Annotated in this window: 20 protein-coding genes; 11 read left to right on the forward strand and 9 right to left on the reverse strand. The window is 60.9% G+C overall.

The genetic code is table 11. The features are described from left to right. The first annotated feature begins 104 nt into the window (after positions 1-104). From FHT77_RS11470 to ppa, 8 genes are all read left to right on the forward strand, one after another. Entirely contained in the window at positions 105-1,220 is a 1,116-nt protein-coding gene (locus FHT77_RS11470; RefSeq protein ID WP_183755163.1) for an ABC transporter ATP-binding protein, read from the forward strand. After that, a complete protein-coding gene (locus FHT77_RS11475) occupies positions 1,213-2,172 on the forward strand; it encodes an ABC transporter substrate-binding protein (RefSeq protein WP_183755164.1) in 960 nt (319 codons plus the stop codon). The genes FHT77_RS11470 and FHT77_RS11475 overlap by 8 nt, the downstream gene beginning before the upstream one ends. A gap of 10 nt (positions 2,173-2,182) precedes the next feature. After that, complete coding sequence (locus FHT77_RS11480; protein WP_183755165.1) at positions 2,183-3,862, forward strand: iron ABC transporter permease; 1,680 nt, start codon at positions 2,183-2,185, stop codon at positions 3,860-3,862. Positions 3,863-3,992: 130 nt separating this feature from the next. Next, complete coding sequence (locus FHT77_RS11485) at positions 3,993-5,570, forward strand: alkaline phosphatase (protein ID WP_183755166.1); 1,578 nt, start codon at positions 3,993-3,995, stop codon at positions 5,568-5,570. A gap of 125 nt (positions 5,571-5,695) precedes the next feature. Beyond that, the gene (gene typA, locus FHT77_RS11490; RefSeq protein WP_037132079.1) at positions 5,696-7,513 is read left to right on the forward strand and encodes a translational GTPase TypA; all 1,818 of its coding nucleotides are present in this window, start codon (positions 5,696-5,698) and stop codon (positions 7,511-7,513) included. A gap of 202 nt (positions 7,514-7,715) precedes the next feature. Further along, on the forward strand, positions 7,716-8,222 hold the full coding sequence (locus FHT77_RS11495; RefSeq protein ID WP_114714034.1) for a GNAT family N-acetyltransferase: 507 nt from the start codon (positions 7,716-7,718) through the stop codon (positions 8,220-8,222). A 125-nt stretch (positions 8,223-8,347) separates the two neighbouring features. Next, positions 8,348-10,993, forward strand: a complete 2,646-nt coding sequence (locus tag FHT77_RS11500; protein WP_183755167.1) for an AMP-binding protein — start codon at positions 8,348-8,350, stop codon at positions 10,991-10,993. 99 nt (positions 10,994-11,092) lie between these two features. After that, positions 11,093-11,629, forward strand: coding sequence for an inorganic diphosphatase (gene ppa / locus FHT77_RS11505; protein WP_016556608.1), 537 nt, complete (start codon positions 11,093-11,095; stop codon positions 11,627-11,629). Here ppa and FHT77_RS11510 read toward each other — a convergent pair whose 3' ends face one another. Both FHT77_RS11510 and FHT77_RS11515 read right to left on the reverse strand, forming a co-directional pair. Further along, positions 11,630-11,944, reverse strand: coding sequence for a DUF167 domain-containing protein (locus tag FHT77_RS11510; protein ID WP_183755168.1), 315 nt, complete (start codon positions 11,942-11,944; stop codon positions 11,630-11,632). Then, positions 11,941-12,231: a YggT family protein gene (locus tag FHT77_RS11515; RefSeq protein WP_016556606.1), complete on the reverse strand. Its 291-nt coding sequence runs from the start codon at positions 12,229-12,231 to the stop codon at positions 11,941-11,943. The genes FHT77_RS11510 and FHT77_RS11515 overlap by 4 nt, the downstream gene beginning before the upstream one ends. Before the next feature lie 139 nt (positions 12,232-12,370). Between FHT77_RS11515 and FHT77_RS11520 the strand changes: the two genes are divergently transcribed. Continuing rightward, positions 12,371-13,618, forward strand: coding sequence for an MFS transporter (locus FHT77_RS11520; protein ID WP_183755169.1), 1,248 nt, complete (start codon positions 12,371-12,373; stop codon positions 13,616-13,618). Positions 13,619-13,624: 6 nt separating this feature from the next. On the opposite strand, the gene FHT77_RS11525 is transcribed toward FHT77_RS11520, so the two are convergent. From FHT77_RS11525 to hemC, 7 genes are all read right to left on the reverse strand, one after another. Then, positions 13,625-14,110: a RidA family protein gene (locus tag FHT77_RS11525; protein ID WP_016556604.1), complete on the reverse strand. Its 486-nt coding sequence runs from the start codon at positions 14,108-14,110 to the stop codon at positions 13,625-13,627. Positions 14,111-14,254: 144 nt separating this feature from the next. Beyond that, complete coding sequence (locus FHT77_RS11530; RefSeq protein ID WP_183755170.1) at positions 14,255-15,007, reverse strand: glutamine amidotransferase; 753 nt, start codon at positions 15,005-15,007, stop codon at positions 14,255-14,257. Beyond that, positions 14,997-15,482 carry a TerB family tellurite resistance protein gene (locus FHT77_RS11535; RefSeq protein ID WP_183755171.1) on the reverse strand — a complete coding sequence of 162 codons (486 nt, stop codon included), beginning with the start codon at positions 15,480-15,482 and terminating at the stop codon, positions 14,997-14,999. Before FHT77_RS11535 ends, FHT77_RS11530 begins: the two co-directional genes overlap by 11 nt. Before the next feature lie 15 nt (positions 15,483-15,497). Next, positions 15,498-17,090: a heme biosynthesis protein HemY gene (locus tag FHT77_RS11540; protein WP_183755172.1), complete on the reverse strand. Its 1,593-nt coding sequence runs from the start codon at positions 17,088-17,090 to the stop codon at positions 15,498-15,500. A gap of 3 nt (positions 17,091-17,093) precedes the next feature. Next, entirely contained in the window at positions 17,094-18,332 is a 1,239-nt protein-coding gene (locus FHT77_RS11545; RefSeq protein ID WP_183755173.1) for a COG4223 family protein, read from the reverse strand. A gap of 88 nt (positions 18,333-18,420) precedes the next feature. Then, positions 18,421-19,128: a uroporphyrinogen-III synthase gene (locus tag FHT77_RS11550; protein WP_183755174.1), complete on the reverse strand. Its 708-nt coding sequence runs from the start codon at positions 19,126-19,128 to the stop codon at positions 18,421-18,423. 7 nt (positions 19,129-19,135) lie between these two features. Next, positions 19,136-20,065: a hydroxymethylbilane synthase gene (gene hemC / locus FHT77_RS11555; RefSeq protein ID WP_183755175.1), complete on the reverse strand. Its 930-nt coding sequence runs from the start codon at positions 20,063-20,065 to the stop codon at positions 19,136-19,138. Positions 20,066-20,138: 73 nt separating this feature from the next. Between hemC and tsaD the strand changes: the two genes are divergently transcribed. Then, positions 20,139-21,236 (forward strand): tRNA (adenosine(37)-N6)-threonylcarbamoyltransferase complex transferase subunit TsaD, encoded by a 1,098-nt coding sequence (tsaD, locus tag FHT77_RS11560; RefSeq protein WP_183755176.1) that lies wholly within the window; start codon positions 20,139-20,141, stop codon positions 21,234-21,236. Beyond that, the gene (locus FHT77_RS11565) at positions 21,233-22,216 is read left to right on the forward strand and encodes an NAD(P)H-dependent glycerol-3-phosphate dehydrogenase (protein ID WP_183755177.1); all 984 of its coding nucleotides are present in this window, start codon (positions 21,233-21,235) and stop codon (positions 22,214-22,216) included. Before tsaD ends, FHT77_RS11565 begins: the two co-directional genes overlap by 4 nt.

Consider the following 22,216-nt stretch of genomic DNA (forward strand, 5'->3'; position numbering starts at 1 on the left):
GCTAAAGTATTGATGGAAGACGGCTTCTTGCCGCTTCGTCACATGACTGTCATTGAAGGTTAATAAGCAACCGGCATCGATTTTCAACCGATGCCGGTTTTTTCATGACCCCTCAACCTTCAGAGACCAATGCGGCCGTTTCGACGGCCAGCGTGGAATTGCACTATGGGTCGACGCCCGTTCTGAAGGGCATTGATATCTCGCTTTCCAAGGGCAAGACGCTGGCGCTGCTCGGCCCGTCCGGCTGCGGAAAGACCACTCTTCTGCGGCTCGTCGCCGGATTGCTCGCGCCGACGAAGGGCTCGATCGCGATTGCCGGGCGTACCGTTGCCGATGCCGCAAACGGCGCCTTCTCGCCGCCGGAAAAGCGCAATCTCGGCATGGTGTTTCAGGACTATGCGCTCTGGCCGCACATGACCGTCGGCGGCAACGTCTCCTTTCCCCTCGAAATGCGCGGTATCGGCAAATCCGAGCGGGAATCCCGGACAATGCGGGCGTTGGAACGCGTCGGTCTCGGCGCTTATGCCGATCGTCGGCCGAGCGATCTCTCCGGTGGTCAGCAGCAGCGTGTCGCGATCGCGAGGGCGATCGTTGCCGAGCCGCAGCTCATTCTCTTCGACGAACCGCTGTCCAATCTCGATCGTGAGCTGCGCGAGAATATGGTCGGCGAACTGGCCGAGCTGATCGCGACACTCGGCCTGACGGCAATCTATGTCACCCACGATCATAGCGAGGCGCTGACGCTGGCCGACGACGTCGCCGTGATGCGTGGCGGCGTGATCGAGCAGTTGGCATCGCCAGACGAGCTGATCGAGAAGCCGGCAACGCCTGAGGTCGCCGACTTCCTGCGCCTCGGCGGCGTTGCTGAGCTCGAGTATCGTGATGAACACTGGTTCTTCAAAGGCAGCAGCCTCGCGCTGCTACGCGATGCCGATGGCGTCGATTGCGCCGTTCGCGTCCTCATTCCTACCGGATCGATCACCGCGGGAGAGATCCTGCCGGGCACGCTTACCGCAACAGTGCTGCGCTCGCAGTTCCGCGGCGATGGCCATCTGGCGACCGTCTCTCTGGTCGGCGCCGAGACAATCGAATTGCAGGTTTTGAGCCGCGCCAAGCTGCGACCTGGCGAGGGCATCGGTCTGTCGATCGATCCCAGCCAGATCCGCTGGTTCGGCAAACAGGTTTATTCGTCCAAAGAGGAGAATTTGGAGTATGTTTAAGTCGTTGAAGAGCATCACTTTCGGCGTTCTCGCCGCAACGCTGATGGCGGGCGTCGCCCATGCCGACATCACGGTCTACACCGCTGGTCCGCAAGGGCTGATCGACAAGCTGTCGGCCGGCTTCACCAAGCAGACGGGCGTCAAGGTCAACGTCTTCCAGGCAACGACCGGCAAGGTCATGGCCCGTATCGAAGCGGAAGCCTCGAACCCGGTTGTCGACGTCCTCATTTCGGCTTCCTGGGATACGGCGACCGACTTCGCCAAGCGCGGCTGGCTCGTGTCCTACACCAGCCCGAACGCCGCTAAGGTTCCTGATTTCCTGAAGACCGACACGGCCGTTGCCCAGGGGATCTCGGCGCTCGGCATCGCCTGGAACACCAAGAGCGGCACGCCAAAGCCCGCTGAATGGGCCGACTTGACGAAGCCAGAATACAAGGACCTCGTCAACATTCCGGACCCGGCGCAATCCGGCTCGTCCTTCGAGCTGACGGCGGCGCTTGCCGGTCAGGATGACTTCAAGCTCTTCAAGGACCTGAAGGACAATGGCGCGATCATCGCGGGCGCCAATGCCGAGGCTCTGAACCCGGTTCTGCAGGGTGCGAAGGCTGCCGTCTTCGGCGCCGTCGATTACATCACCCTCAATGCCAAGGAAAAGGGCGAGAACATCGATGTGATCTTCCCGGAATCCGGCACTGTCATCGCGCCGCGTCCTGCCATGATCCTCAACTGGTCGAAGAACCAGGATGAGGCGAAGAAGTTCATCGACTACATGCTCTCCGACGAAGGCCAGAAGCTCGTTGCCGACCAGATGCTGATGCCGGCCCGTAGCGACATTCCGGCAAACCGTCCGCTGATCAGCGATCTGAAGCTGCTGAAGTACGACACCGTTGCTGTTTACGGCAAGCGGAAGGAAACGCTGAAGCAGGTCACCGACACGTTCGGCGGCAAGTAAGGGCAGGGCGATGAGGACGAACGATAGTAGCGGCGCTGCGCCGGCCGCCTGGCTGGCGATCGCGGGGTTGACCATTATCGTCGGCGTTCCATTCATCGCCGTGGTGCTTCAGGGCATCTTCCCCAACATCGGACAGGGCTCGTTCGCGGGCCCTTTCTCCTCGCTTGTTGCGACGCTTTTCGATAGCGCGCTTGTTGGCATGGCCGGGAACACCATTCTGCTCGGCAGTTGCGTGGTGCTGGCCTCGGCGCTGGTGGCGGTGCCGCTCGGCGTGTTTCGAGCACTCTACCGCATTCCGCTTGCGCCGCTGTGGGATGTGCTGCTGCTCGTTCCGTTCATGATCCCGCCTTACATCGCTACACTCGGCTGGATCATGACGCTGCAACCGCGCGGCTATCTTCAGCAGATCGCGGGATTCAACCTCGCACCCTTTCTCTTCTCACTGTTCGGCATGACCATGGTCATGGCCTTCAACACTTTTCCGGTGGTCTATTTCGCCGTATCGCGCACGGTCGAGGCTGTTGGTGCGCGTTATGCGGACGTCGGTCGCGTCTTCGGCGCATCGCCGGCGCGGGCCTTCTTTCGGATCACGCTGCCGCTGTCGGCGCCCGGTCTCGTTGCCAGCCTGATGCTGGTCTTTGCCGCAGCGATCGAGGAATACGGCACGCCGGCAGCGTTGGGTCGCCGCGCCGGCTTCCAGGTGCTGGTGACCGGCATCGACCTGCGGATCTCGGATTGGCCGATCGATCTGCCGGGAGCGGCGATCCTGTCGATCCTGCTTGTCGTCATGTCTCTGCTGACATTCCTGCTGCAGCGATGGATCCTCGCCCGGCGCTCCTACCAGACGGTGGGCGGCAAACCAGCTGCCAAGGACAAGCGGCCGCTGGGGGCGATGAAGGTTCCCGTGATGATCGCCTTTGCCGTCGTCGCGTTCCTGGCGACGGGCGTGCCGTTGCTCTCGATCCTGTTGACGGCGCTGTCGCGGACGATCTCCGGTGGTCTGGCGCTCGACAATATCAGTGCCGAGAACTTCCTGTCCGTCTTCAACAATAGCGCCGGTGCGCTGGGGGCGCTTCTCAACAGCTTCTCGCTCGGCATCGGTACGGCGTTGATTACCGGCCTCATCGGCGTGCTGGCCGCCTATACGGTGGTCAAGACGAAGATCCGCGGACGCGTGGCGATCGACACGATGACGATCCTGCCGAATGCGCTGCCTGGCATCGTCGTTGCCGTCGGCCTGATCCTTGCCTGGAACATGCCCTGGCTGCCAGCGACCCCCTACAACACGGCATTTATCCTGCTTCTCGCCTATTGCTGCATCCTGCTGCCGCAGCCCGTGCGTTACACGACGGCGGCATTCCAGCAGATCGGAGACAGCCTGGAAGCCGCGGCTCGGGTCTTTGGTGCAAGCGGAGTGACTGCGTTCCGCCGCATCCTCCTGCCGCTCGTCTTTCCGAGCCTCGCTTCCGCAATGCTGTTGGTCTTTGCGCTTGCGTCGCGCGAACTGGTGGCCTCGGTCGTCGTCGCACCTGTCGGCATGCAGACGATCGCCACCTTCATCTGGCGGCAGTTCGAGCAGGGGTCGATTGGCCTCGGCATGGCGATGGCCTTCATCGCCATCCTCATCACGACGCTGTTGCCACTTCTGCTGCTGACGCTGTTTCGCCGCAGCGGTTTGGTGGCGGAATAGCGCCTTGCCAGCGGCGCTCCCGTAACAAAACTGTCGCTGAAGTTTCGAAAAACCGTCATGTCGCCTTCAAGCGAATGACATGACAGCCGCCATAGGTTCGGCCCTACCGTTTAGCCGGATAGACCTTGGCATGACATTGACTGAAACGACCCGCCGCCGCTTCCTCTCATCCATGGGCGCCGTTGGTGGATTTACACTGGCGGGGCTGGCGATGCCCTATTACGCGCGCGGCTCGTCCAGTCGCCCGGTCTTTACCTCAGGCGTGCAATCCGGCGATGTCGATGCGAATTCGGGTATGGTCTGGGCGCAGGTGAACCGGCCGGCACGGCTGCATGTCGAATATTCGACGAGCGACCGGTTCGCTAATGCGGTGCGCGTCGCGCCGATAGACGTGACGCCAGATACGAATCTTGCCGGAAAGCTGCTGCTCCAGGATCTCCCACCCGATCAAGAGATCTTCTATCGCTTCCGGGCGGCCGACCTGCAGGACATCAACGATCTGTCGGAGCCCATTCATGGGCAGTTTCGCACGGCACCGACAGCTAAGCGCAGCATCCGTTTCGCGTGGTCTGGCGATACAGCCGGTCAGGGTTGGGGCATCGATGACGAGGGGATGCGAACCTATTCGACGATCGCCTACCATCGGCCGGATTTCATGATCCACTCCGGCGACACGATTTATGCCGACAATCCTGTTGCCGATGAGGTCAGGCTGCGAGACGGTAGTGTCTGGAAGAACCGTGTAGTCACCGAGGCAAAGCGCGACATTGCGCAGACGCTCGACCAGTTTCGTGGCCAGTGGGCCTATAATCTGCTCGACGACCACGTGAAGGCGTTTAACGCGGTCTGTCCTGTCTTCTATCAATGGGACGATCACGAGGTGCTGAACAACTGGTCGCCCTCGACCGATCTTCGCGACGACGATCGCTACAAGGAAAAGTCGATCGCCATGCTTGCGGCCCGCGCCAGCCGTGCCTTTCACGAGATGACGCCGATCCGCTACGTGGCCGACGAGCCCGGACGCATCTATCGCAAGGTGTCTTACGGCCCGCTGCTCGAAGTCTTCTTCATCGATTTACGGTCCTATCGTGGCCCGAACAGTCATGGGCTCGATGCCGAACCCGCGTCGGAGTCGCGGCTTCTGGGCGAGCGGCAGGTGGCGTGGCTGAAGCGTGAACTGGTGCGCTCGACGGCGACCTGGAAGGTGATCGCCTGCGATCTGCCGATCGGGCTGGTAATCTGGGACGATTACGGCCATCGAACGGGCAGCGAGTCGATCTCCAACGGTGATAATGGCGCCCCTGTTGGACGCGAGCTGGAGTTCGCCGATCTCCTGCGCTTCATCCGCGACGCAGGCATAACGAACATGATCTGGCTGACGGCCGATGTGCATTACACGGCTGCGCACTACTACGATCCCGGCAAGGCCAAGTTCCGCGAGTTCCTGCCGTTCTGGGAGTTCGTGGCGGGTCCTTTGCATTCCGGAACCTATGGTCCGCAGGAGCTCGACATGACCTTCGGGCCGCAGGTGAAGTTCATGAAGGCCGCACCCGGTGGTGCTGAGCAGAACCTGCCGCCGTCAGCAGGCATGCAGTTCTTCGGGCTTGTCGACATCGACGGACAGACCGAGCAACTGACTGTGCGGCTAATGGATCGGAACGATACCGAGCTGTGGCGGACGACGCTCGATCCGCAGATATCGAGTTGACGTCCGTGCATGGCAGGCAATCCGGCCTCCCCCCTTTCGCAAACGCGAAAAACACTGTATGAGCCGCCCAAATGAAATTGGCGCCTTCTCCCAGCGCGGCGCCCCAGCTTCAGAGATATAGACATATGGCACTTCGCAACATCGCGATTATCGCGCACGTTGACCATGGCAAGACGACACTGGTTGACGAACTCCTGAAACAGTCCGGCTCGTTCCGCGAGAACCAGCGCGTTGCAGAACGTGTCATGGACTCGAACGACCTGGAAAAAGAGCGCGGCATCACGATCCTTGCCAAGGCGACCTCGGTCGAGTGGAAGGGCGTTCGCATCAACATCGTCGACACCCCCGGCCACGCCGACTTCGGTGGTGAAGTCGAACGTATCCTGTCGATGGTGGATGGCGCGATCGTTCTAGTCGACTCGTCGGAAGGCCCGATGCCGCAGACGAAGTTCGTCGTCTCCAAGGCGCTGAAGGTTGGTCTCCGTCCGATCGTTGCGATCAATAAGATCGACCGTCCCGATGGCCGCCACGAGGAAGTCATCAACGAAGTGTTCGACCTCTTCGCCAGCCTCGACGCGACTGATGAGCAGCTCGACTTTCCGATCCTCTACGGTTCCGGTCGCGATGGCTGGATGAACGTCAACCCTGAGGGCCCGAAGGACCAGGGTCTCGCGCCGTTGCTCGACCTCGTGCTCAAGCACGTTCCGGAGCCGAAGGTCGCCGAAGGCCCGTTCACGATGATCGGGACCATCCTGGAAGCCAACAACTTCCTCGGCCGTATCATCACCGGCCGTATCAATTCCGGTTCGATCAAGCCGAACCAGGCCGTCAAGGTTCTCGCCCAGGACGGAAAGACGATCGAAACCGGTCGTATCTCCAAGATCCTCGCTTTCCGCGGTATCGAGCGCACCTCGATCGAAGAAGCGCATGCAGGCGACATCGTCGCAATCGCCGGCCTCTCCAAGGGCACGGTTGCCGATACCTTCTGTGATCCTGCCATCACCGAGGCGCTGACCGCGCAGCCGATCGATCCGCCGACCGTTACCATGTCCTTCATCGTCAACGACAGTCCGCTGGCCGGCACCGAAGGTGACAAGGTCACCTCGCGCGTCATCCGCGACCGCCTGTTCAAGGAAGCCGAAGGCAACGTCGCGCTGAAGATCGAAGAAGCCGAAGGCAAGGATTCGTTCTATGTCTCCGGCCGCGGCGAATTGCAACTGGCCGTTCTGATCGAAACCATGCGCCGCGAAGGCTTCGAGCTCGCCGTGTCGCGTCCGCGCGTCGTCATGCACAAGGATGACAGCGGCAACACGATGGAGCCGATCGAAGAAGTCGTCATCGACGTCGATGAGGAGCATTCAGGCGTCGTCGTGCAGAAGATGTCCGAGCGCAAGGCCGAAATGACCGAGCTGCGTCCTTCGGGCGGCAACCGTGTTCGCCTGGTGTTCAACGCCCCGACCCGCGGCCTGATCGGCTACCAGTCGGAACTCCTGACGGATACGCGCGGGACCGCGGTGATGAACCGCCTGTTCAAGGACTACCAGCCCTACAAGGGTGAAATTGGCGGCCGTACCAACGGCGTTCTCCTGGCCAACGCCCCGGGTGAAGCCGTTGCCTACGCCATGTTCAACCTGGAAGATCGCGGCCCGATGATGATCGAGCCCGGCGAAAAGGTCTACATGGGCATGATCATCGGCATCCACTCGCGCGATAACGACCTCGAGGTCAACGTCCTCAAGGGCAAGCAGCTGACCAACATCCGCGCCGCCGGCAAGGACGAAGCCGTCAAGCTGACGCCGCCGATCCGCATGACGCTCGACCGCGCTCTCTCCTGGATCCAGGACGACGAGCTGATGGAAGTGACGCCGAAGTCGATCCGTCTGCGCAAGATGTATCTGGATGCGAACGATCGCAAGCGCTTCGCCAAGGCGAAGACGGCCTGAGTCATCCAGGCATTCTAAACACCAAAACCCCGGCCACCGTGCCGGGGTTTTTTATTGTGTGCCGCGTCGAATCCGGCTTGTCGCAATAGTTAAAGAAGCGTTAAATTTCAGTTGTCGTCCACATGTTAAGTCTGTGGGCAAGCGACCTGAATGCGCCGTGCGCGTATGGTTAATTGCCGACAATCGGACCAGAGTACGCGTTATGAAGACGTTGTCGATCGATGTTCGGCGGGCCGAGCCGCACGATTCCCGAGCCATCTCGGAAGTGCATCGGCTTGCGTGGCAGCACACCTATGCCGGCATCATTCCGCATCGTGCGTTGCGGCAGATGATCGAGCGTCGTGGTGAGAATTGGTGGCGCAAGGCCACCCGAGGGCCGGCAACGCTTCTCGTTCTCGACGTGGCCGGCACGGTCGCGGGCTATGCGACTCTCGGACTCAATCGCGCGCGTGCGCTGCCGCAAGAGGGCGAGATTTACGAACTCTATCTTCGCCCGGAATATCAGGGCATTGGTCTCGGGCATATGCTCTTCGGCGAAGCGAGACGCCTTCTGAAGTCATTGGGCTGCAAGGGGCTGGTTGTGTGGTGCCTTGAGGAGAACGAGAACGGGGCGCACTTCTATCGCAGCCACGGTGGTATCGACTATTGCGAAGGCATGGAAACCTTCGACCAGAAGCAGCTAAAAAAAATCGGCTTCATCTGGGGTTGAGGATCGTCCTTTCCCTGTCGTTTTTTCCAGCGAAATTGACAGTTGCCGTCGTCACGAAAACTTGCAAATAACATTCAACTTATATAAGTCGCGGCTCACGCTCTTGGCGCGTGAGGGGGACAAGCATGTTGGATGGCTTTTGGACGCGTCTCGACCGCGGGGGTGACCGGCCCGCGTTGCTGCTGCCCTCCCGACCCGCCATTACTTACAGCGAGCTTGCCGATCGCGTCGCAACACTCAGCCGCGCTCTGGGCCCAAGCAAAAAGCTGATGGCCATCGAAGCTGCGCATTCGGAGCATTCAATTATTGCCTATCTCGCAGCTCTTGCCGGCGGGCACACGGTTGCATTGCTGCCGTCTGAGGACCGCGTCGCCTGGTCGTCCTTCCTTGAGCGGTTTGCACCCGAGATCGTCTACCGCCGTGAGGGTCGGCGCTGGCGGCTCACTGAAACAAACCTCAATTCCGGTGATGTGGCGGTGCATCCTGATCTTGCCCTGATGCTTGTGACATCGGGTAGTACGGGCAGTGGAAAGGCCGTGAGGTTGTCGAAGACAGCGGTGGCCGCCAACGCAGAGCAGATTGCCGACTATCTTGAACTGCTGGAAAGCGATGTTGGTGCGCTGGTCCTGCCACTTCACTATTCATACGGTTTGTCCGTTCTCAATTCCCACCTTGCCGTCGGTGCCGCGATCTGGGTGCCAGGTACATCTGTCCTTGAACCGACATTCCTCGATGATTTCAGTGCGGCCCGATGCACCAACTTCGCGGGTGTTCCGCATTCCTACGAGCTCCTCGAGCAACGCGGGTTTCGCAAGCAGCACTATCCCGATCTTCGCTTCATGACGGTTGCCGGCGGACGTATGGAGTCGGAGGCGGTGCGGCGCTACCACGGGTGGCTGCAATACGAGGGGCAGCGCTTCTGCGTGATGTATGGACAGACAGAAGCGACCGCACGAATTGCTTACGTCCCTCCTGAGCATCTGCCTGGGAGTGCAGATCGGATCGGGACCGCGGTGCCGGGCGGTGAGCTGTGGCTGGTCGACGAGAAGGGTGCAATAATCACGGACACCGACGTTGCCGGCGAACTGGTCTATCGTGGGCCCAACGTCATGCTCGGCTACGCCGACACCCGTCAAGATCTGGCGCGCGGTGCTGATATTGAGGAGCTTCGGACCGGTGATCTGGCCGCGCGCGACGCGGATGGACTGTTTCGGATCACGGGCCGTTTGCGGCGGATGTCCAAGATCGGCGGTGTCCGTCTCGGCCACGATGCGCTTGAAGCAGCGCTGGCTGCGAAAGGCATCACAGCCTCGGTCGTGGGCAACGACCAGCAGCTGCTTGCGGCCTTTGCAGGGTCGCAACGCGAGGAGGATGTTCGTGAGGCGCTGGCGGTGATTGCAGGCATCGGCTTGCCACAGGTGCGTGCGATCGGCTTTGAGGAGCTGCCGCGGCTTGCCAACGGTAAGATTGACTACGAACACCTCCGCCTACGCATGGAATCCCCGACGGCGTGCGAGCAAGCCACGGTCTTGAGCCTGTTTCGCGAAGTGTTTTTTCCTCGACGCATCTCGCCCAACGACAGCTTTGCAGAGCTTGGCGGGGATTCGTTGCGTTATCTCGAGCTTACAGTCGGTCTCGAGCGGCTGCTTGGTAGGGTGCCGGATGGTTGGGAAAAGACAACTGTCGGTGTGCTGGCGGGTCTGTCGCATTCGACGAGCCCCCAACGAACGATCGCCAGTGACATTCTCCTGAAATCCATTGCAATCCTGCTGGTGGTGCTCCATCACGCCACGCCGTGGCCCATTCCTGGCGGTGCGGGCACAATGTTGGTGCTGTGCGGATACGGGCTGGCGCGCTTCCAGTCCGGTGCGCTTTTCGCCGGGGACCTGAGGCGTTTTCTGCTGCCACTTAGCCTAGTTCTCTGGCCCTACTACCTTGTCGTCCTGGGTTTCAGTATTGCCTGGGGTGCAATACCGTGGGCCTCGGTCTTCCTGGTCGGCAACCTTGGCTTCGCTGAGCCTGATCGACATGAAATGCTGCCTTATCTCTACTGGTTCGTGGAGGCTTTCGCGCAGCTTCTGGTGCTTTGGGGAGGCTTGTTTGCTGTGCCGAGCATTCGCCGTTCTGCGGCAAGGGATCCTTTCCGTTTCGGCATGCTGTTTTTGGCGTTTGCCGTCCTCGCGCATTTCGCGGTCCCGGCGCTCTCGCCAGTTGGGCAGCGGCAGATATTCACCCTTGCCTGGGTGTTGCACCTTGCGGTTTTCGGATGGTGCGCGGCTTTTGCAAATTCGAGGAGTCGACGACTTGCGGTAATCGCCGCCGGATGCGCGGTCATGCCGCTTATGGCCTATACCGGCGGAAACTGGGCAGGGTCCTGGGTCCTCTATGGTATGCAGTTGCCGGTACTTACCGTCCTTCTCTACGTGCCTCGGGTCAAGCTGCCCGCGACGCTTGCCGCCGTGCTGGTTGCGATCGCTGCCGCGAGCTATCACATTTACCTGCTACACCGGATTCTGCCGGAGGCCCTGTTTGATAGCGCCGATCCCGCGACCTTTAACGCGCCGCTACCGGTCGCAGTATCGGTCGTGTCCGGTCTATTGAGCGGCATACTTGCCCATCAGCTCCAGCGTCGCATCATGCTTGGCCAACGCTTGTGGGCAGGGTTGAGCTGGCTCGGCGATTGCCTGCGCCAGTCAGGCCGACAGGGGATGTCGTTCGGATCCGGTCGGCCCCTTGTAAGGGAACAACAGAGAAGTCGCGTGTCGCCTTGACGACCTCTTAGACGGGCCCAATTCCACATTGGCGTGTTGCGTTGCGGGATGATTCCCAGTATCTCGCAACCATCGACTTAACCTTTAGAGGGAAGCTCTATGCGCATCGACGCCGTTTCCATTGGCAAGAACCCGCCGGAAGATGTCAACGTCATCGTTGAGGTGCCCGTCGGCGGCCACCCGATCAAGTACGAAATGGACAAGGAAGCCGGTACGCTGGTTGTCGATCGCTTCCTCTATACGCCGATGACTTATCCGGGCAACTACGGCTTCGTGCCGCATACGCTCTCCGAAGACGGCGACCCGATCGACGTCCTCATCGCCAGCACCCGTCCGCTCGTTCCGGGCTGTGTTATCAACGTGCGCCCAATCGGCGTTCTGAAGATGGAAGACAATTCCGGCAAGGACGAGAAGATCATCGCCGTACCCTCGCCGAAGCTCACGCTGCGCTACGAGAAGGTGAAGGACTACACCGACCTTCCGGATATCACGTTGAAGCAGATCGAGCACTTCTTCGAGCATTACAAGGATCTTGAGCCCGGCAAGTGGGTGAAGATTTTTGGTTGGGGCGATTCCAAGGAAGCTGGCGCACTGATCCTCGAGGCGATCGAACGCGCCAAGAAGGAAAAAGCGTAATCAGCTTTCGAGACGAGCACTCAATTTCCTGATCAAATCCTCCGGGTCGCCATCGATCCGGAGGATTTTTTTACGCGATGTGTCGCCGGAGGCGATACTGACGGATGATTTCGCGACCGCAAGCGACCTCGCTATGAGCGCGATCAAGGCTTTGTTCGCCTTACCCTTCTCGGGAGCCACAGCCACCCTGGCTTTGAGGTGAGACTTGTCCTCGGCGTCTACTTCAATGCCGTCAATGGCATCGCGCCCGCCGTTGGGCGTCAAGCGAACTGCCAGAGATATGTGGTCGGTGAAAGCAGCCCAGGGCCGGTTCATGCCACCAGCGGGAAGATCGAATTCCACATCAGCGAGCGCACGAAGAAGATGATCAGCAGCAGGATGATTGGCGAAATGTCGATACCGCCAAGGTTCGGCAGCACGCGACGGATCGGCCGTAGCAGCGGTTCGGTGACGTTGTAGAGGAACATGCCGACCGAATTGACGAACTGATTGCTGGAGTTGATTACGTTGAACGCATAAAGCCAGGAGAAGATGGCGCTGGCGATCAGCACCCAAGTATAGAGATTCAAAGCCAAATCAATGGTTTGAAAAAGCGCAAGCATTGCAATCTCCAGTTCGTTGTTGACAGACATGTAGACATTGGCGACTAAACGAGCAAGTGCTGTCTCGAAACGCATTGTAAATCATGTTTAACAGCGGCGTCGTGCGTTGGCGTCTGGCCTGTTGTCCTGGAAAGCCCTCATGTCCTTTTCGCCAACCGGAGACCGTTTTGCCGCGTTCCGGCATCCTTCATATACTCGGTTCTTCTTCGCACGATTTCTCCTGTCCTTTTCGCAACAGATCGTCAGCGTGGCAGTTGGCTGGCAGATGTACGATCAGACCGGCAGCGCCATCTATCTCGGCCTGATTGGCCTTGTGCAATTTCTGCCGTCCTTGGTGCTGATCCTTGTCACGGGGTCGGTCGCCGACCGGCATAACCGGCGTGCGATCGCTGCCCTTTGCTCGCTCGTCAGCGCGCTGTGCACGCTCGCACTGTTGTTGATGACGATTACGGGCACGTTCTCGCCACTACCGGTATTTGCTGTGCTGCTGGTGTTTGGCATCGAACGCGCCTTCATGTCGCCGGCCGTTCAGTCGCTCGCACCAAACCTTGTGCCAGCACAAGACTTGTCGAATGCCATCGCCTGGAATTCGTCCTCATGGCAACTAGCGGCGATTACAGGACCGGTTCTCGGCGGTCTCTTGTATGGCATCAGTCCTCACACGGCCTACACGGTCGCCGTTGTCTTCGCCGCGCTCGGCGCCGCACTGCTCTACATGATCCCCAAACCGCCGCAGAAAACGACCGGCGAAGCCAAGAGCTGGGATATGATCCTCGGTGGCTTCCGCTTCATCCGTGCCGAGAAAGTCGTGCTTGGCGCCATATCGCTCGACCTCTTTGCGGTGCTGCTCGGCGGCGCGACGGCACTGATGCCGATCTTTGCGCGGGATATCCTGACCCTCGGCCCATGGGGGCTTGGTCTTCTGCGATCGGCACCCGGGGTCGGCGCCATTGCAATGGCGATTTTTCTCGCTGCCTATCCACTCAGGCATAGTGCGGGCGTTGCCATGTTCATCGGCGTTGCCCTGTTCGGTATTGGCACCATCGCGTTCGGATTCTCGACCAGCACGGAACTATCGATCGCAGCGCTGGCCATCATGGGGGCGGCCGACATGATTTCCGTCTATGTGCGGGAAAGCCTGATCGCCCTCTGGACGCCGGACGAATTGCGCGGCCGAGTCAATGCCGTCAACATGGTCTTTGTCGGCGCCTCCAATGAACTCGGAGAGTTTCGCGCCGGCACCATGGCGTCCATTTTTGGCGCCGTCCCTGCGGTTGTCATTGGCGGCATTGGGACACTTGCCGTAGCGGCAATTTGGGCAACGAGCTTTCCTAAGCTGCGCAAGATCGACAGCCTTGATGCGCCCGAGCGGCTTGGACAGGCTTGACGGTCTTCAGGTCGAGATAATGACCTCTGCTTCGATTTCGACGGGAAAGTTCAGCGGTAGGCCGGCAACGCCAATCGCTGATCGGGAGTGGCTACCGACTTCCGGTCCGAACACTTCGATGATCAGCTCGGTGAAACCGTTGATGACGGCCGGCGAATTGGCAAAGCGCGGCGCGCAATTCACCATACCGAAAACGCGGCACCAGCCAGTAATGCGATCAAGGCTGCCTAGTTCCCGCTTCAGACTGCCCAACATGGAAAGCGCTACTTTCCGAGCGGATGCCTTGGCCTCCTCAATGGAGATGTTCTCACCAACCGCTCCGAACGGGCCTGCAGGCGTACCATCGGTATTCTGTGGGCCGTGACCCGAGACGAATGCGCGATTACCGCGCACGTTCACCCACGGAAATGGCAGGACCATATTGGAAGGCAGTTTCAATGGCTGCGGTAGAACCAATCCCAACGCGGCAAGTCTCTGCTCGTAATTGGCCATGGAATTCCTCCGGAAAGCTTTGCTCGTCATTGCTCGGGTACGGAAATCCGAAGATCTGATCTTGGATCGGAACATTCTTACTGGCGGGTATCGCCAAAGTGGTCGTAGGCGATCCTAGCACGCCGCGGTGCAGGGCGCACGCCGCTAAGCGGAAAGGACGGCTTTGGACGTTGCGACGGATTTCTTGCCCTCGAAAACAATATCGAGGAACTCACTCAGCCATGTCTTCAGCGGCGCGTCGAAGAGCATGCGTCCTTCCAGGTGTTCACGGCCCTGTTGCGCATTCGGAAGTATGAAGCGATGAGCGCCGTGGACCACCCAGCGGTGCATCATCGCGCGTGTCAGCTCGGCATGGAACTGGAGCCCCCAGGCATGGACATCATAACGAAAGGCCTGATTGGGATAGGTGTCGCCTTCAGCCAGCAATTCCGCTCCGTGTGGCAGGTCAAAGCCTTCGCGGTGAAAGTGATAGACCATCCTCGGCCAATGCATCAGCAGGCGGCCTTTCTCGGTCGGATGTAGCGGATACCAGCCGATTTCGGTGGAGCCGTCGGCATTTGCCTGAACCTTGCCGCCGAGTTGTCGGACAAGCATCTGCGCGCCAAGGCAGATGCCGAGCAGTGGACGCTTTTCTCTGAGCGGCACATCGAGCCAATTGATTTCGGTCTTGACGAAGTCATCTGTATCGTTGGCGCTCATCGGACCACCGAAGACGACGGCACCCGCATGTTCGGCAAGCGTCGAGGGAAGCCTGTCGCCGAGAACCGGGCGTCGGATATCGAGCCGGTATCCCTTCTCGACCAGTAGCTGACCGACCCGTCCGGGGCTCGAACGCTCCTGATGGAGGACGATCAAGACGGGACGTTTGTCGTCCTCCGGTAAACGGTCAGTCGGCATCGTCCTGCACCACCTCGGCATCCGTGACCCGTCGCGCTGCCTCCTGCCGCTTCTGGATACGCTCGCGGGCGGAGACACCGAGAAGTTCGGCAATGCGCCAGATCGCATCATCCTCCATCTCGCTACGCTCTCCATCGGCATAGACGATGTCCCAGAGAACCCCGATCAGCTCGAGCCGCTGTTCGGTGTTTAGGTGACGCTTGAGATCCGAGGTGAAGCGGTAGTAGTCGACGGCATCGCTTTCCGCCTCCTGGCCGGCGGCGATCAGCGCGTCGAGTTGCTTGCGATCGAGCCCGTACTGATCCTTCAGCAGCTTGCGAAGTCGCTTCGTTTCGCTGTCCTTGACCTGCCCATCGGCCTCCATGACCTGCATGCAGAGCGCGGCCACAGCGATGCGCGGATCGTCGGGCGCAAAGCCCTTCTTTGTGTTGTCGGAAGTCAGATTCTGAAAGAATTCCTGGAAGCGTTCGAACATTTAGGTCCTGTTTAATTAGAAAAGGCGGAGCCGTGTCTTGGGTTCTGGTTCCGCTGCTGGATTGCGAACGCCGGGATCGTCCGGCAGGCCGCCAAAGAAGGGGCGCGGTTCGGGTGAAGGTGCTGCGTCAGTCGGCTGTTTGCTTGTTCCCGGCTGCTTCGGAGACGGTCGCGCCGCCTCGGCGATCGTTGCAGCCCGCTCGAGTTCGATGATGCGATGATCGCTTGCCAGGTTTTCAGAACGGGCTTCGCGCACGGGGGGGAGCGTTTTCAGAGCGCTGTCGATCGAGATCGTTGTGCTTTCGTCAACTGCCTTGTCCACGTGGTCGAACGGCGCTTTCCAGACAAAAGCGTCCAATCGACCGCTGACTGGCGAGAGCGGCAACCATTTGTCGGAAACGAAACCGTCCGCCACCCATGCCGGATCGCGCGGAGCCTTCAGGGCTTGGGCAAGCCAGTGGCGAATACGACCTTGATCGCCGGTTTCGGCCTCCTCGATGTCGGCAAGCAGCAGGAAAACGGCTTCGCGTGGCTCGATGCGGGCGGCGGCCTCCGCCTTGGCGCGGGCCTTGGCAAAATCCTGAGTGTCGAGAGCGGCCTGAGCGACCAGGAGCAGCGATTCGACGTTGTTTGGCCGCATTGATTCCAGGCGCTCGGCGCGCTTGAGGCGGTCGGCAGCAGAATCGCCGCTGCGCGCACGCACATAGGTGCCGCCGATGTCCGGATGCGGGTTCGACTTCCATGCCTGTTCGAGGATGGAGGCCGCCTTGCGCAGCTTGTCTTCACGGAACAGGGCTTTCGCGGCGATAATTGCGGCAGGCTCGAAGTCGGCTGAAAGCTTGAGGGCATGGGTAGCGTCGTCGCGCGCGCCCGCCGGATCGTTCTCGAGTTTCTCGGTGGCGCGAGCGGTCAACAGAACGGCGCGAAGCCTGTCAGCCTCGGCCTTTTCGATGACGCGACCTGCCTTTTGCTGCTCCAGCAACCGCATCGCATCATCCCAGCGCCTGGCCTGGCTGCGATACTCGAGCGTTGCCTGGGCGGCCCATGGCAGATAGGGCGCGTTGTCGGCAGCCTTTTCTGCATACTGCCGGGCCGCTTCGTTGGCGCCGAGGCGCTTGGCTTCGAGATACAGCCCACGCAACCCGAGTTCGCGAGTCTCGGGATCGTTTGTCATCTCCTCGAACTTGGCACGCGCTTCGTCGTGGCGGCCCTCGATCAACGCGGCCTGCGCCTCGAGAAGTGCGATCAGCGGCTCCTGATCGGCGCGGATCAAACCGCGGGAGCGGGCGGCCATTTTGCGAGCCATCAGCGCGTTGCCCGCGCCTGCTGCAATCAGGCCAGTCGACAGCGCCTGATAGCCGCGATCGCGCTTGCGGGCGCGAAAATAGCGGGTGACGGAATAGGGCGACGTCCAGATTGTTCGCAGCAGCCACCATACGATCATCACGACCGCAATGAGCGCGATCAGGGCGCTCGCAGCGACGATGAGCCGGGTCTGGTAGAGCTGGCCTTCCCAAATCAGCGAAAGATCGCCCGGGCGATCGGCCAGCCACGAAAATCCATAGCCAAGCGCGAGGACGAGGAGGGCGAATATGACGAGCCTGATCATGCCTCAGCCCTCCTTGCCAGCGTTGGAAACAGCCTTGGACACTGCGCTGCCCACGAGATCCTCGACGCGGATGCGGGCTTCCAGGGATTGCTGGAATGCGGCGGAGGCCTGTTTGGCCTCAGCCGGCAGGGCGGCCCATTCCGATGCGGCGCCCTGCAGGTCGCCGTTTTTCACCTTGTCTTCCATGCGTGCGGCGATCGCTTCGACGCTTTCGCCATCGACGTTGCCGACAGGCCGGACCTTTACAAGCGACTTGGCGCCCGCCATCAACCGGTCGGACCAACTCTGGTTGGCATCGGTCTGATTGACGGAATCAACGATTGCTGTTGCGACATCCGGCACCTGGCGGATCAACTCGGCACGCGAGGGAACGCCCGTCTCCGCAAATTTGCGCAGATCCGCGGTCGCCGGATCATCGGGGGAAACCCCTGCAAAGGTGTCGAGTTCGGCGACGAACGGACCGCCGCGATCAATTGCCGCCTTCAGCGCGGCGGCGGCGATCGCCCGGGCGACGGCGACATCCTGCCGTGGCTCATTGAGCTTCTTTTCCGCCTCGGCAAGGCGTTGCTCAATATCCGCGCTGTCGGAGGATTTCTGCTCCGAGGCTTGAGTGACGGCGCCACGCAGTTGATCGATCTGGCCGGTCAAATCTGCAATCTTCTGATTGAGAGCATCGACCGCAGTCGTGTCGGCCGCAGCGGGCGGGTTCTTGGTCGTCGCCTCCAATGCCGCGATACGTTGTTCCAGCGCACCGGTGTCGGAGGTGGGCGGAGCGGCGGCGAGATTGGCGACCGACTGCTTAAGGCCGTCGATCTCGGCGGAGAAGTTGGCGACGTCAGCCGATGGTGTCGCAGGCGCCGATGAGCTTGGCAGGTAGCCGGCATACTGAATGGCGCCTGCGCCAACAAGCGCAATCAGGCCGCCGACGATCCCGGCTGCGATCAGGCCCGACGTACCGCTGTGCGGTGGGGCGGCGGGCGGTGCTGGCGGAACGGGATTGCTTGGCTCGCGCGGCTCTGGTGCGGGTTCGGCAGATGCCAGCGGCGTTTCGTCGGACAACCGCTCGCTGGTCAGGTCGGGCTGTGCTGGAGGCTCGTCCGCAGCGTTCGTATCGGGCGCTTCGGACGGCTTATCGGCTTTCGTTTCGGCATCCTTGGCAGAAGCAAATTCCTGCGCGTCCAGATCGATGGTGACCGGCTCTTCGGTGTTCTTCGAGTGGCGAGGCGGATTTCCTGGTGCCATGAGATCCTCTTACTGATGCATTGCAACGAAACTAGTCAGTGATGCTATTCAAGGAAAGAGGTTTGATAAAATTTGGGCGCGCTTGCGTTCAAAGGAGCGACAAAAGGCTGCGCTCTTCCGGCATCTCCGCAATGCTGACCGCACTCTGCAGCGGCGCGGGGATCACCTCCGCGACGGACTTGCTGAGGCAAAGAAAGCGCATTCCATCCGTGCTGCCGTCCTGCATCTGCGCCGCCGCCGCATGGAAGAAATTTTCAGCCGTTTGGCGTGAATAAAGGAGCACCGCGTCGGGCCGTTGATCGATGAGGATCGTTTCCAACGTTTGAGGTGAGGGCTCGATCGGTTCCATCCGGTAACATTCCACAACGACGATCTGCAGACCCATTTCCTGCGCACGCTTCTCGAAGGTCGCTGCTCTTGGCGAGCCGGCGAGATAGACGACAGCGCCGCCTGCCTGTTTCGCGATTATCTCGGCAAGCTCGGCGCCGCTGCCGCCTGATGCGGTGATGGAGGTAAAGCCGATCGTCCGCGCTTCTTCGGCAGTTGCATCGCCAACCGCAAAGACGGGGCGCGCGCGATGGATGGTAAGTTCGGTTGCATGCGATGTAAGCGCCCTGATCGCTTCGGCACTGGTGATCGCTATGCTGCCGTTGGTCGTGGCTAAGCCGCGCAGCGCCGCACTGGCGTCGTGAACCGGTCGCGACAGTGGCAGCAGTATGGGCTCGTGCCCCAACTCGCGAAGACGCTTGGCGGTGCGCTCGCCCGAATGCTGAGGACGGGTCACGAGCACGCGCATCGAAGCGTCAACTCCAGTCGTCGAAGAAGCTGCTGCCGGCGCGTGCGCGGATTTCTTGCCCGGCACGGGTGCCCAGGGCTGCGGCATCGCGCCTGTGGCCGTCAACGCTGACGGCATGGTGATTGCGACCGTCAGGTGTGATGATCAGGCCGGAAAAGCGAACCTGGTCGCCTTCGCAAATGGCATAGCCGCCGATTGGTGTGCGGCAGGAGCCATCCAAAGCGGCGAGAAAAGCCCTTTCACAGGAAACCGCGTCGAAGGTCGCGGCATCATTGATGGGTACGAGCAGGTCGTCGACGCGGGCATCGCTAATGCGGCTTTCGATGCAGATCGCCCCCTGTGCCGGCGCGGGCGGAAAGGTCTCCGCCGAAAGAATATCGGTTATCACGTCGACCTTGCCGAGACGCTTCAAGCCGGCGAGCGCAAGTAGCGTGGCGTCGACCTGGCCTTCCTGCAACTTTCTCAGTCGCGTATCGACAAGGCCGCGAAAGGTAATGACGTTGATGTCGGGCCGCATTCTGCGGATCAGCGCCTGGCGGCGGAGCGACGAAGAGCCAACGGTTGCGCCATGCGGCAGATCGATCAGCTTCGGCGCCGTGCGCCCGATCACCGCGTCGCGGACATCCTCGCGTGGCAGGTAGGCGGAAAGACAGAGCCCCTCCGGAAGTCGTGTCGGCATGTCCTTGGCGGAATGCACGGCAATGTCGAGATCGCCGCTTGCAAGCTGCTGTTCCAGTTCTTCGGTGAAAAGTCCCTTGCCGCCGATCTCGGCCAGCGAGCGGTCGGTGATGCGATCGCCTTTGGTGCTGAGCACGACGATCTCGAACATCTCTGCAGGAAGCCCATGCGCTGCCATCAGCCTGTCACGCGCTTCGTGAGCCTGGGCGAGCGCCAATGGGCTGCCTCGGGTGCCGATCCGGAAAGGTTTTGTTTGCATCCGCATTGATCCGTTGTTACCGGAGTTCGTCGTAAACGGGTTTAAGACCCATCGCAATCAACGATCAGGTTTCATGGCACCCTTTCTACGCATCCTCGGCATCGAAACAAGCTGCGACGAAACTGCCGCTGCAGTGGTCGAGCGTGCTGCCGACGGTCAGCCGACGGTGCGCTCGGACGTTGTCTTGAGCCAGCTCGAAGAGCATAGCGCTTACGGCGGCGTGGTGCCCGAGATCGCCGCGCGCGCCCATGTCGAGGCACTCGATACGCTGATCGACGAGGCCTTGAAACGCGCCAATGTGTCACTCTCCGATATCGATGCCATCGCGGCAACCTCGGGGCCTGGGCTGATCGGTGGTCTGCTCGTCGGGCTCATGACCGGCAAAGCGATCGCCAAGGCGTCCGGGAAACCGCTCTATGCGGTCAATCATCTCGAAGGGCATGCATTGACGGCGCGGCTGACGGACGGGCTTGCATTTCCCTATCTGATGCTGCTCGTGTCCGGCGGCCACACGCAGCTTATTCTCGTGCGCGGCGTCGGACAATATGAACGCTGGGGTACGACGATCGACGACGCGCTTGGCGAGGCCTTCGACAAGACGGCGAAGTTGCTGAGTCTGCCCTATCCCGGCGGACCCGCGGTCGAGCGCGCCGCCAAGAGCGGTAACCCCGATCGGTTCAACTTTCCGCGACCGCTGGTCGGAGAGGCAAAGCTCAATTTCTCGTTCTCCGGCCTGAAGACGGCTGTGCGTCAGGCGGCGAGCGAAATCGCGCCGTTGACGGAGCAGGATGTCGCGGATATCTGCGCCTCGTTCCAGAAGGCAATCTCGGGCACGCTGAAGGATCGCATTGGCCGTGGGCTCGAGCGCTTCAAGGCCGAATTCCCAAACGTCGAAGGTCGACCGGCTCTTGTGGTTGCCGGTGGGGTTGCGGCCAATCTGGAGGTTCGCAGTACCTTGCAGTCGCTTTGCGACAAGCATGGCTTTCGTTTCGTCGCGCCGCCGCTGCATTTGTGCACGGATAACGCTGTGATGATTGCCTGGGCAGGTCTGGAGCGCATGGCAACGGGCGTCGAGCCGGATGATCTCGATGTGCAGCCGCGCTCGCGCTGGCCGCTGGATTCCAACGCCGAGACATTGCTTGGCTTCGGCAAGCGTGGAGCGAAAGCATGAGCGAGAAGATTGCCGTCATCGGAGCTGGCGCCTTCGGAACGGCGCTTGCCGCCGTGATTGCCCTGACGGAGCGCAATGCAGTCACGCTGGTCGGCCGCGATCCTGAGTTGATCGCCGACCTGAAGGCCGAGCACCGGCATGACGCGGCCTTGCCGGGCATTGCCTTGCCGGAGTCGCTCGGCTTTTCCGCCGAACCGGATGCAATTTCTGATGCGGAGATCGTGCTCTTCGCGATGCCGTCGCAGGCACAGGCGGATGCGGCGAGGCAGTACCGACCCTATCTTGCAAGCAATGCCATCGTGGTGACCTGCGCGAAGGGCATCGAGAGGGCGACAGGCAACCTCTTGACCGACATGCTGGAGCGCGAAATTCCGGGTCACCCCGTGGCCGTGCTGTCGGGGCCCGGCTTTGCTGCCGACATTGCCAAGGGACTGCCAACGGCGATGGCGATCGCTGCAGCGGATATGGATGTTGCCGAAAGGCTGGCCCACGCCATTTCCGGGCGGACGTTCCGGCTCTATGCCTCGTCTGATCGGATCGGCGTCCAGCTTGGCGGCGCACTGAAGAATGTCCTGGCGATCGCCTGCGGGATCGTGGAGGGCGCGGGGATCGGCGACTCTGCGCGCGCGGCGCTAATTGCTCGCGGGCTTGCCGAGATGTCGCGGTTTGTCGTCGCCAAAGGCGGGCAGGCGGATACTGTGCCTGGCCTCTCCGGCCTTGGTGATCTGGTCTTGACGGCGACCAGCCATCAGTCGCGCAACCTGCGCTTCGGGATCGCGCTCGGTCGCGGCGAGACGGTCGACCCCTCCCATGGCGAACTTGTCGAGGGTGCGTTTGCCGCCGCCGTGGCATCGCGCCTGGCACAGTCTCTTGGTGTCAGCATGCCAATTACCGATGCCGTGTCCGCCATCATCGAAGGCAAGCTGGGCATTGCCGAGGCCATCGATCAGCTGATGACGCGTCCGATAACGACTGAATAG

It is taken from the genome of Rhizobium sp. BK181, assembly GCF_014193305.1.
In the GTDB taxonomy this organism is placed as follows: domain Bacteria; phylum Pseudomonadota; class Alphaproteobacteria; order Rhizobiales; family Rhizobiaceae; genus Rhizobium.

Excerpts from the sequence above, each read along its gene's own strand:
- FHT77_RS11480 (WP_183755165.1), top strand. The coding sequence starts at position 2,183 with ATGAGGACGAACGATAGTAGCGGCGCTGCGCCGGCCGCCTGGCTGGCG.
- FHT77_RS11525 (WP_016556604.1), bottom strand. The coding sequence starts at position 14,110 with ATGGCCAATTACGAGCAGAGACTTGCCGCGTTGGGATTGGTTCTACCG.
- FHT77_RS11530 (WP_183755170.1), bottom strand. The coding sequence starts at position 15,007 with ATGCCGACTGACCGTTTACCGGAGGACGACAAACGTCCCGTCTTGATC.
- FHT77_RS11565 (WP_183755177.1), top strand. The coding sequence starts at position 21,233 with ATGAGCGAGAAGATTGCCGTCATCGGAGCTGGCGCCTTCGGAACGGCG.
- FHT77_RS11510 (WP_183755168.1), bottom strand. The coding sequence starts at position 11,944 with ATGAACCGGCCCTGGGCTGCTTTCACCGACCACATATCTCTGGCAGTT.
- FHT77_RS11520 (WP_183755169.1), top strand. The coding sequence starts at position 12,371 with ATGTCCTTTTCGCCAACCGGAGACCGTTTTGCCGCGTTCCGGCATCCT.
- ppa (WP_016556608.1), top strand. The coding sequence starts at position 11,093 with ATGCGCATCGACGCCGTTTCCATTGGCAAGAACCCGCCGGAAGATGTC.
- FHT77_RS11485 (WP_183755166.1), top strand. The coding sequence starts at position 3,993 with ATGACATTGACTGAAACGACCCGCCGCCGCTTCCTCTCATCCATGGGC.
- FHT77_RS11535 (WP_183755171.1), bottom strand. The coding sequence starts at position 15,482 with ATGTTCGAACGCTTCCAGGAATTCTTTCAGAATCTGACTTCCGACAAC.
- tsaD (WP_183755176.1), top strand. The coding sequence starts at position 20,139 with ATGGCACCCTTTCTACGCATCCTCGGCATCGAAACAAGCTGCGACGAA.
- FHT77_RS11540 (WP_183755172.1), bottom strand. The coding sequence starts at position 17,090 with ATGATCAGGCTCGTCATATTCGCCCTCCTCGTCCTCGCGCTTGGCTAT.
- hemC (WP_183755175.1), bottom strand. The coding sequence starts at position 20,065 with ATGCAAACAAAACCTTTCCGGATCGGCACCCGAGGCAGCCCATTGGCG.
- FHT77_RS11475 (WP_183755164.1), top strand. The coding sequence starts at position 1,213 with ATGTTTAAGTCGTTGAAGAGCATCACTTTCGGCGTTCTCGCCGCAACG.
- FHT77_RS11545 (WP_183755173.1), bottom strand. The coding sequence starts at position 18,332 with ATGGCACCAGGAAATCCGCCTCGCCACTCGAAGAACACCGAAGAGCCG.
- typA (WP_037132079.1), top strand. The coding sequence starts at position 5,696 with ATGGCACTTCGCAACATCGCGATTATCGCGCACGTTGACCATGGCAAG.
- FHT77_RS11470 (WP_183755163.1), top strand. The coding sequence starts at position 105 with ATGACCCCTCAACCTTCAGAGACCAATGCGGCCGTTTCGACGGCCAGC.
- FHT77_RS11495 (WP_114714034.1), top strand. The coding sequence starts at position 7,716 with ATGAAGACGTTGTCGATCGATGTTCGGCGGGCCGAGCCGCACGATTCC.
- FHT77_RS11515 (WP_016556606.1), bottom strand. The coding sequence starts at position 12,231 with ATGCTTGCGCTTTTTCAAACCATTGATTTGGCTTTGAATCTCTATACT.
- FHT77_RS11550 (WP_183755174.1), bottom strand. The coding sequence starts at position 19,128 with ATGCGCGTGCTCGTGACCCGTCCTCAGCATTCGGGCGAGCGCACCGCC.
- FHT77_RS11500 (WP_183755167.1), top strand. The coding sequence starts at position 8,348 with ATGTTGGATGGCTTTTGGACGCGTCTCGACCGCGGGGGTGACCGGCCC.